Annotated in this window: 7 protein-coding genes; 5 read left to right on the top strand and 2 right to left on the bottom strand. The window is 40.7% G+C overall.

The window, feature by feature from the left end; translation table 11 throughout:
• Together nrdE and nrdH are read right to left on the bottom strand one after the other, a co-directional pair.
• On the bottom strand, positions 1-1,872 hold a 1,872-nt coding region (gene nrdE / locus HMPREF2655_RS08905; protein WP_257368111.1), incomplete at its 3' end, for a class 1b ribonucleoside-diphosphate reductase subunit alpha.
• An 80-nt stretch (positions 1,873-1,952) separates the two neighbouring features.
• Positions 1,953-2,171, bottom strand: coding sequence for a glutaredoxin-like protein NrdH (gene nrdH / locus HMPREF2655_RS08900; RefSeq protein WP_049500732.1), 219 nt, complete (start codon positions 2,169-2,171; stop codon positions 1,953-1,955).
• A gap of 363 nt (positions 2,172-2,534) precedes the next feature.
• Here nrdH and HMPREF2655_RS08895 point away from each other — a divergent pair, with 363 nt between their 5' ends.
• From HMPREF2655_RS08895 to HMPREF2655_RS10570, 5 genes are all read left to right on the top strand, one after another.
• Entirely contained in the window at positions 2,535-2,798 is a 264-nt protein-coding gene (locus HMPREF2655_RS08895; RefSeq protein WP_000146948.1) for a phosphocarrier protein HPr, read from the top strand.
• 5 nt (positions 2,799-2,803) lie between these two features.
• The gene (ptsP, locus tag HMPREF2655_RS08890; protein ID WP_000138129.1) at positions 2,804-4,537 is read left to right on the top strand and encodes a phosphoenolpyruvate--protein phosphotransferase; all 1,734 of its coding nucleotides are present in this window, start codon (positions 2,804-2,806) and stop codon (positions 4,535-4,537) included.
• 247 nt (positions 4,538-4,784) lie between these two features.
• Complete coding sequence (locus HMPREF2655_RS08880; RefSeq protein ID WP_070838632.1) at positions 4,785-7,322, top strand: pneumococcal-type histidine triad protein; 2,538 nt, start codon at positions 4,785-4,787, stop codon at positions 7,320-7,322.
• A gap of 195 nt (positions 7,323-7,517) precedes the next feature.
• Entirely contained in the window at positions 7,518-8,435 is a 918-nt protein-coding gene (locus HMPREF2655_RS08875) for a metal ABC transporter solute-binding protein, Zn/Mn family (protein WP_070838630.1), read from the top strand.
• A gap of 7 nt (positions 8,436-8,442) precedes the next feature.
• A partial coding sequence (locus HMPREF2655_RS10570) for a pneumococcal-type histidine triad protein (RefSeq protein WP_142352139.1) occupies positions 8,443-8,568 on the top strand: 126 nt, incomplete at its 3' end.

Below are 8,568 nucleotides of genomic sequence, written 5' to 3'. Positions count from 1 at the left end.
GATAGTATCTGTTGACAAACCTGCAGCAGGATAGTAGATTTTACCGATTTTCTTCTCTTGGCGCTCTTCGATACGTTGTGTAATCGGGTGGATAGAAGCAGAAACGTCATTGATGTAGCTGATAGAACCATTTGGAGCAACAGCTAGACGGTTTTGGTGATAAAGACCATCTGCTTGAACCTTTTCGCGAAGTTCAGCCCAATCAGCAGCACTTGGAATAAAGACATCTTTAAAGAGTTCTTTAACACGGCCTGATTTTGGAACAAATTCGCCAGTTACATACTTGTCAAAGTAGCTACCGTTAGCATAGTCTGATTTTTCAAAGTTGTGGAAGGTGATACCACGTTCGCGGGCGATATTGTTTGACTCAACCAAGGTCCAGTAGTTCATAAGCATAAAGTAGATGCTTGTAAATTCAATTGACTCAGGAGATCCGTATTCGATGAGTTGTTGGGCAAGGTAGCTATGAAGCCCCATGGCACCAAGACCAAAGGTGTGAGCTAAACTGTTTCCGTGGTCGATAGTAGGGACAGCTACGATGTGTGAACTATCTGTAACGAAAGTAAGGGCACGAACCATAGCGCGAATAGAACGACCAAAGTCAGGTGACGTCATCATGTTGACCACGTTGGTTGATCCAAGGTTACATGAAACGTCCGTTCCCATTTGAAGGAATTCTTGAGCATCGTTGATCAAGCTTGGTTCTTGAACTTGAAGAATCTCAGAACACAAGTTACTCATGATAATCTTACCATCTACTGGATTAGCACGGTTGGCTGTATCAATGTTGACTACATAAGGGTAACCAGATTCTTGTTGCAATTTAGAGATTTCAGTTTCCAAATCACGCGCCTTGATTTTTGTCTTGCGGATGTTTGGATTTGCGACCAATTCATCATATTTTTCAGTGATGTCGATGTAGTTGAATGGCACACCGTATTCAAGCTCTACAGAGTAAGGGCTAAAGAGATACATTTCTTCATTTTTACGAGCTAATTCGTAGAATTTATCGGGCACCACAACTCCAAGTGAGAGGGTCTTAACACGAACCTTTTCATCGGCATTTTCTTTCTTAGTTGAAAGGAAGGCGATGATATCTGGGTGAAAGACATTGAGGTAGACAACCCCAGCACCTTGACGCTGACCAAGTTGGTTTGAGTAGGAGAAACTGTCTTCGAAGAGTTTCATAACTGGAACGACACCAGAAGCTGCTCCTTCATAACCTTTGATAGGTGCACCCGCTTCACGAAGGTTGCTGAGGGAAATTCCCACACCACCACCGATACGTGAAAGTTGAAGAGCAGAGTTGATGGAACGTCCGATAGAGTTCATGTCATCAGTTACTTGAATCAAGAAACAAGATACCAACTCCCCACGACGAGCCCGACCAGCATTCAAAAAGGAAGGGGTAGCTGGTTGGTAACGTTGGTGGATGATTTCATTGGCAATATCAGTCGCAATTGCTTCATCCCCGTCAGCAAAATAAAGTGCATTAAAGAAGACACGGTCTTCCATACTTTCAAGGTAATATTCACCGTCATTAGTCTTCAAGGCATACTGGTTGTAAAATTTGTAGGCAGCCATGAATGACTTGAATTGGAAGTTTTGATCCTTGATAAATTGATGCAATTCTTCCAAAAACTCTGGACGGTATTTCTTAAGAAATGCAGTTTCAATGTAGTTGTGTTCAACGAGGTAGTTGATTTTATCAGTAATTGAATCAAAAACCATGGTATTTGGAACCACATTTTCTTTAAAGAAGGCATCCAAGGCTTCCTTATCTTTATGAAGCATGATTTGTCCATTGACAGGACGGTTGATTTCGTTATTGAGACGGAAGTAAGTTACGTCCTCAAGATGTTTTAATCCCATAAAATTTCCTTTATCTAATTACAAAAGAAAGGCTTCTAAGTTAGCCCTAGAAGCAATTTCTTCTGGATGATGTACTAAGATTATGCTAATTGTTTCAGTTTTCCTGGTTGGAAGCCTGAAAAGACTTCAGTTGGTGTTTGGATAACAGGAGCAGCGCTGAAACCGAGCTCTTTAACTTGATCGATGTACTCTGGTTGCTCGTCGAGATTGATCTCACGATAAGTGACATTGTTGCTGTCCAAGAAACGCTTGGTCATCTTACATTGGACACAGTTGTTTTTAGAATAAACGGTTACCATTTTCGTAACTCCTCTTTCAAAATTGATTACTTTCTTAGTATATCAGAAAAAAAAACTTTGTCAAACTTTTTAAACTAAATCTTGTGCTAAAAAGTTACAGTTTCAAAAACAAAGCACAAGATATAGTGTTTTGTCAGAGTGTAAAATTGGGTTTTCATTGAACTATCAAAGTTTATCAAAACAAAAAAACTATATACTGTATATTGGTAAGATAAATAGAAGATTTTCAGCAAGTTATCTGAAAGGAAATAGAAGAAAGTCCATAAAACACTTGAAAAATAATCTAGAAGGTGATATAATACAGTCTTGTAAGGGTTATCACATATAATCCAAAAAAAGAAATAACTAAAGGAGAGTCAAACTATGGCTTCTAAAGATTTCCACGTAGTGGCAGAAACAGGTATTCACGCACGTCCAGCAACATTGTTGGTTCAAACAGCTAGCAAATTTGCTTCAGATATCACTCTTGAATACAAAGGTAAATCAGTAAACCTTAAATCTATCATGGGTGTTATGAGTCTTGGTGTTGGTCAAGGTGCTGACGTTACAATTTCAGCTGAAGGTGCAGATGCTGACGACGCAATCGCTGCTATCACTGAAACTATGGAAAAAGAAGGATTGGCATAAGGAAAATGACAGAAATGCTTAAAGGAATCGCAGCATCTGATGGTGTTGCAGTTGCAAAAGCATATCTACTCGTTCAACCGGATTTGTCATTTGAGACTATTACAGTCGAAGATACAAACGCAGAAGAAGCTCGCCTTGATGCCGCTCTACAAGCATCACAAGACGAGCTTTCTGTTATTCGCGAGAAAGCAGTAGGTACGCTCGGTGAAGAAGCAGCTCAAGTTTTTGACGCTCACTTAATGGTTCTTGCTGACCCAGAAATGATCAGCCAAATCAAGGAAACAATCCGTGCGAAGAAAGTGAATGCAGAAGCAGGTCTGAAAGAAGTGACAGACATGTTTATCACTATCTTTGAAGGCATGGAAGACAACCCATACATGCAAGAACGCGCAGCGGATATCCGCGACGTGACAAAACGTGTATTGGCCAACCTCCTTGGTAAAAAATTGCCAAACCCAGCTTCTATCAATGAAGAAGTAATCGTGATTGCGCATGACTTGACTCCTTCAGATACAGCTCAATTGGACAAAAACTTTGTAAAAGCTTTTGTAACCAACATTGGTGGACGTACAAGCCACTCAGCTATCATGGCGCGTACGCTTGAAATTGCAGCAGTATTGGGTACAAACAACATCACTGAAATCGTTAAAGACGGTGATATTCTTGCTGTTAACGGTATCACAGGTGAGGTTATTATCAACCCAACTGATGAGCAAGCAGCAGAATTCAAGGCTGCTGGTGAAGCTTATGCGAAGCAAAAAGCTGAATGGGCGCTCTTGAAAGACGCTAAAACAGTAACTGCTGATGGTAAACACTTTGAATTGGCTGCCAACATCGGTACTCCAAAAGACGTTGAAGGTGTCAATGACAACGGTGCTGAAGCTGTTGGTCTTTACCGTACAGAGTTCTTGTACATGGATTCTCAAGACTTCCCAACAGAAGACGAGCAGTACGAAGCTTACAAGGCTGTACTTGAAGGAATGAACGGTAAACCTGTTGTCGTTCGTACAATGGATATCGGTGGAGATAAGGAACTCCCTTACTTCGATATGCCTCACGAAATGAACCCATTCCTTGGATTCCGTGCCCTTCGTATCTCTATCTCTGAGACTGGAGATGCTATGTTCCGCACACAAATTCGTGCCCTTCTTCGTGCGTCTGTACACGGTCAATTGCGTATCATGTTCCCAATGGTTGCGCTCTTGAAAGAATTTCGTGCAGCAAAAGCAGTCTTTGACGAAGAAAAAGCAAACCTTCTTGCTGAAGGTGTTGCAGTTGCGGATAATATCCAAGTTGGTATCATGATCGAAATCCCAGCAGCAGCAATGCTTGCAGACCAATTTGCTAAAGAAGTTGACTTCTTCTCAATTGGTACAAACGACTTGATCCAATACACAATGGCAGCAGACCGTATGAACGAACAAGTTTCATACCTTTACCAACCATACAACCCATCAATCCTACGCTTGATCAACAATGTGATCAAAGCAGCTCACGCTGAAGGGAAATGGGCAGGTATGTGTGGTGAGATGGCTGGTGACCAACAGGCTGTTCCACTTCTTGTCGGAATGGGCTTGGATGAGTTCTCTATGTCAGCAACATCTGTCCTTCGTACACGTAGCTTGATGAAGAAACTCGATACAGCTAAGATGGAAGAGTACGCAAACCGTGCCCTTACAGAATGTTCAACAATGGAAGAAGTTCTTGAACTTCAAAAAGAATACGTTAATTTTGATTAATCGAAAAGTCCTTGCAACTCAGTTGCAGGGATTTTTTTTAAAGAATTTTCAAGAAAATCTTTTTTATATAAAGTCCATTCTAGAGAAAGTAGCGGTGAAGAATAAAAAAATACTTAACTGGTTCATAAAATTCTTGACAAGTTGCAAATTTAGGAGTAAACTATTAACCAGTTAAGCAATAGAGAGGAGTTTCTGCAATTTAGAAATGAATTGCAAATAGAAATATTAAAAAAGAAAGAGAGTTTCGATGAAAATTAATAAAAAATACCTAGCTGGTTCTGCGGCGGCTTTAATTTTAAGTGTCTGTTCTTATGAGTTGGGACTGTATCAAGCCAGAACTGTTAAGGAAAATAATCGTGTTTCCTATATAGATGGAAAACAAGCGGCGCAAAAAACGGAGAATCTGACTCCTGATGAGGTTAGCAAGAAAGAAGGCATCAATGCGGAGCAAATCGTTATCAAGATAACAGACCAAGGCTATGTCACTTCACATGGCGACCACTATCATTACTATAATGGCAAGGTCCCTTATGACGCTATCATCAGTGAAGAGTTGCTGATGAAGGATCCAAACTACCAGCTCAAGGACGAGGATATTGTCAGTGAAATCAAGGGCGGTTATGTTATCAAGGTAGATGGAAAATACTATGTTTACCTTAAGGACGCATCCCATGCGGATAATGTCCGTACAAAAGAAGAAATCAATCGGCAAAAACAAGAACATAGTCAGCATCGTGAAAGAGGGACTTCAGCAAACGATGGTGCGGTAGCCTTGGCACGTTCACAGGGACGCTACACCACAGATGATGGTTACATCTTTAATGCATCCGATATCATTGAAGATACTGGTGATGCTTATATCGTTCCTCATGGCGACCATTACCATTACATTCCTAAGAGCGAGTTATCAGCTAGCGAATTGGCTGCTGCAGAAGCCTTTCTATCTGGTAGAAGTGGCCAATCAAAGGCGCCTACTTATCGCCGTACCAATAACAACAGTGCTAGCAGCGATGTAGATAGATGGAGCCCATCCTATAATAACCAAGGCAGTGGCTATACGAACACGAACACATCTAACAACAGTAGTGACGATAGTCAAGCAAGTCAAAGTGATGAGGATATTGATAGCCTTCTGAAACAACTTTACGCCTTGCCGCTCAGCCAACGACACGTAGAATCTGATGGTCTTGTCTTCGACCCAGCACAGATTACAAGTCGAACAGCTAGAGGAGTTGCTGTGCCTCATGGGAACCATTACCATTTCATCCCTTATTCACAGATGTCTGAATTGGAAGAACGAATCGCTCGTATTATTCCTCTACAGTACAGTTCGAACCATAGGGTGCCGGATTCAAGACCAGAACAACCAAGTCCACAACCGACTCCGGAACCTAGTCCAAGCCCGCAACCTGCACCAACTCCTCAACCAACTCCAAGCAATCCAATTGACGAAAAATTAGTTAAACAGGCTATTCGAAAAGTAGCTGACGGCTATGTCTTTGAGGAGAATGGAACCTCACGTTATATTCCTGCCAAGAAGCTTTCAGCAGAAACAGCAGCAGCAATTGATAGTAAACTAGCCAAGCAAGAAAGTTTGTCTCATAAACTCGGAGCTAAGAAAACCAATCTCCCATCTGATGATCGAGGATTTTACAATAAGGCTTATGATTTACTAGCAAGAATTCATCAGGACTTACTTGATAATAAAGGGCGCCAAGCTGATTTTGACGCTTTGGATAAACTGTTGGAACGTTTAAATGATGAAAGCAGTGATAAAGTCAAGTTGGTGGATGATATCTTGGCCTTTCTAGCACCGATTCGTCATCCAGAACGTTTAGGAAAACCAAATGCGCAAATTGCCTACACTGATGATGAGATTCAGGTAGCCAAGTTGGCAGGCAAGTATACAACAGAAGATGGCTATATCTTTGATCCTCGTGATATCACCAGTGATGAGGGGGATGCCTATGTAGCTCCACATATGACCCATAGTCATTGGATTAAGAAAGATAGTTTGTCTGAAGCCGAAAGAGCGGCAGCCCAGGCTTATGCTAAAGAGAAAGGTTTGACTCCTCCTTCAACAGACCATCAGAATCCAGGAAATACGGAGGCTAAAGGAGCAGAAGCTATCTACAACCGCGTGAAAGCAGCTAAGAAGGTGCCGCTTGATCGTATGCCTTACAATCTCCAACATACCGTGGAAGTTAAAAACGGTAGTTTAATCATTCCTCATTATGATCATTACCATAACATAAAATTTGAGTGGTTTGACGAAGGACTTTATGAGGCACCTAAGGGGTATACTCTTGAGGATCTCTTTGCGACTGTCAAGTACTATGTCGAACATCCAAACGAACGTCCGCATTCAGATAGTGGTTGGGGGAATGCAAGTGACCATGTTCAAAGAAACCAAAATGGTCAAGCTGATACCAATCAAACGGAAAAACCATCAGAGGAGAAACCTCGTACAGAAAAACCTGAGGAAGAAAAACCTCGCGAAGAGAAACCTCAGAGTGAGAAACCAGAATCTCCAAAACCAACTGAGGAGCCAGAAGAAGAATCACCAGAGGAACCAGAAGAACCTCAGGTTGAAACTGAAAAGGTTGAAGAAAAACTGAGAGAGGCTGAAGAGCTACTTGCAAAGATCCAAGACCCCATTATCAAGTCCAATGCCAAAGAAACTCTCACTGGCTTAAAAAATAACCTGCTATTTGGCTCCCAGGACAACAATACTATTATGGCAGAAGCTGAAAAATTATTGGCTTTGTTAAGGGAGAGTAAGTAGTTGTAACAACATTTTCTAACTCCTAAAAACAGGATAGGAGAACTAGAAAAGTTAAAATCGAAAATGAGAACAGAATGTAAGTTCTAGTTCTCATTTTTTTCATGAAAATATGTAAAATATCTTGACATATAGTGTAAATAAAGATAAACTATTTACTAGTTAATTAAATGGTTAAATACTAGTTAAGGAGTAACGATGAAAAAAAGAACATTTCTATTATTAGTGGTAGGTCTCTTGGTTCTTGTCTTAGGAGCATGTAGCCAAAAAGAAAAACAAGAAGCAAAAGGGATGAAGATTGTAACAAGTTTTTACCCAATCTATGCCATGGTCAAAGAGGTATCAGGTGACTTGAATGACGTACGGATGATTCAGTCAAGTAGTGGGATTCACTCCTTTGAACCGTCAGCAAATGACATTGCTGCTATCTATGATGCAGATGTCTTTGTCTACCATTCTCATACGCTCGAATCTTGGGCTGGAAGCCTAGATCCTAACTTGAAAAACTCAAAAGTTAAAGTTTTAGAAGCTTCTGACGGAATGACCTTGGAGCGTGTACCGGGCTTAGAAGATGTAGAAGCTGGTGACGGCATCGATGAAAAAACACTCTACGACCCTCACACTTGGTTAGATCCAGAAAAAGCAGGTGAAGAAGCTCAGATTATCGCTGACAAACTTTCGGAGATTGATAGTTCTAATAAGGAAACGTATCAAAAGAATGCTAAAAACTTTATCGCTAAAGCCCAAGAATTGACTAAGAAGTACCAGCCTATTTTTGAAAAAGCGAGTCAAAAGACCTTTGTTACACAACACACAGCCTTTTCTTATCTCGCTAAACGCTTTGGTTTGAAACAACTTGGTATAGCAGGGATTTCCCCTGAACAAGAACCAAGTCCGAGACAACTAACAGAAATTCAGGAATTCGTTAAGACCTATAAGGTTAAAACCATCTTTACTGAGAGCAATGCTTCTTCTAAAGTCGCTGAGACCTTGGTCAAATCAACAGGAGTTAGCCTAAAGACACTCAATCCTTTGGAAGCTGATCCTGAAAATGACAAAACTTACTTAGAAAATTTAGAAGAAAATATGAATGTTCTTGCAGAAGAATTAAAATGAGGAAATTATGAAAATCAATAAAAAATATCTAGCAGGTTCTGCGGCAGCTTTAATTTTAAGTGTTTGTTCTTACGAGTTGGGACTGTATCAAGCTAGAACAGTCAAGGAAAATAATCGTGTTTCCTATATAGAT

The sequence above is a fragment of the Streptococcus sp. HMSC066F01 genome (assembly GCF_001837335.1).
GTDB classification, from domain to species: Bacteria; Bacillota; Bacilli; order Lactobacillales; family Streptococcaceae; genus Streptococcus; species Streptococcus oralis_S.
This window is presented reverse-complemented; position numbering and strand designations above follow the sequence as displayed.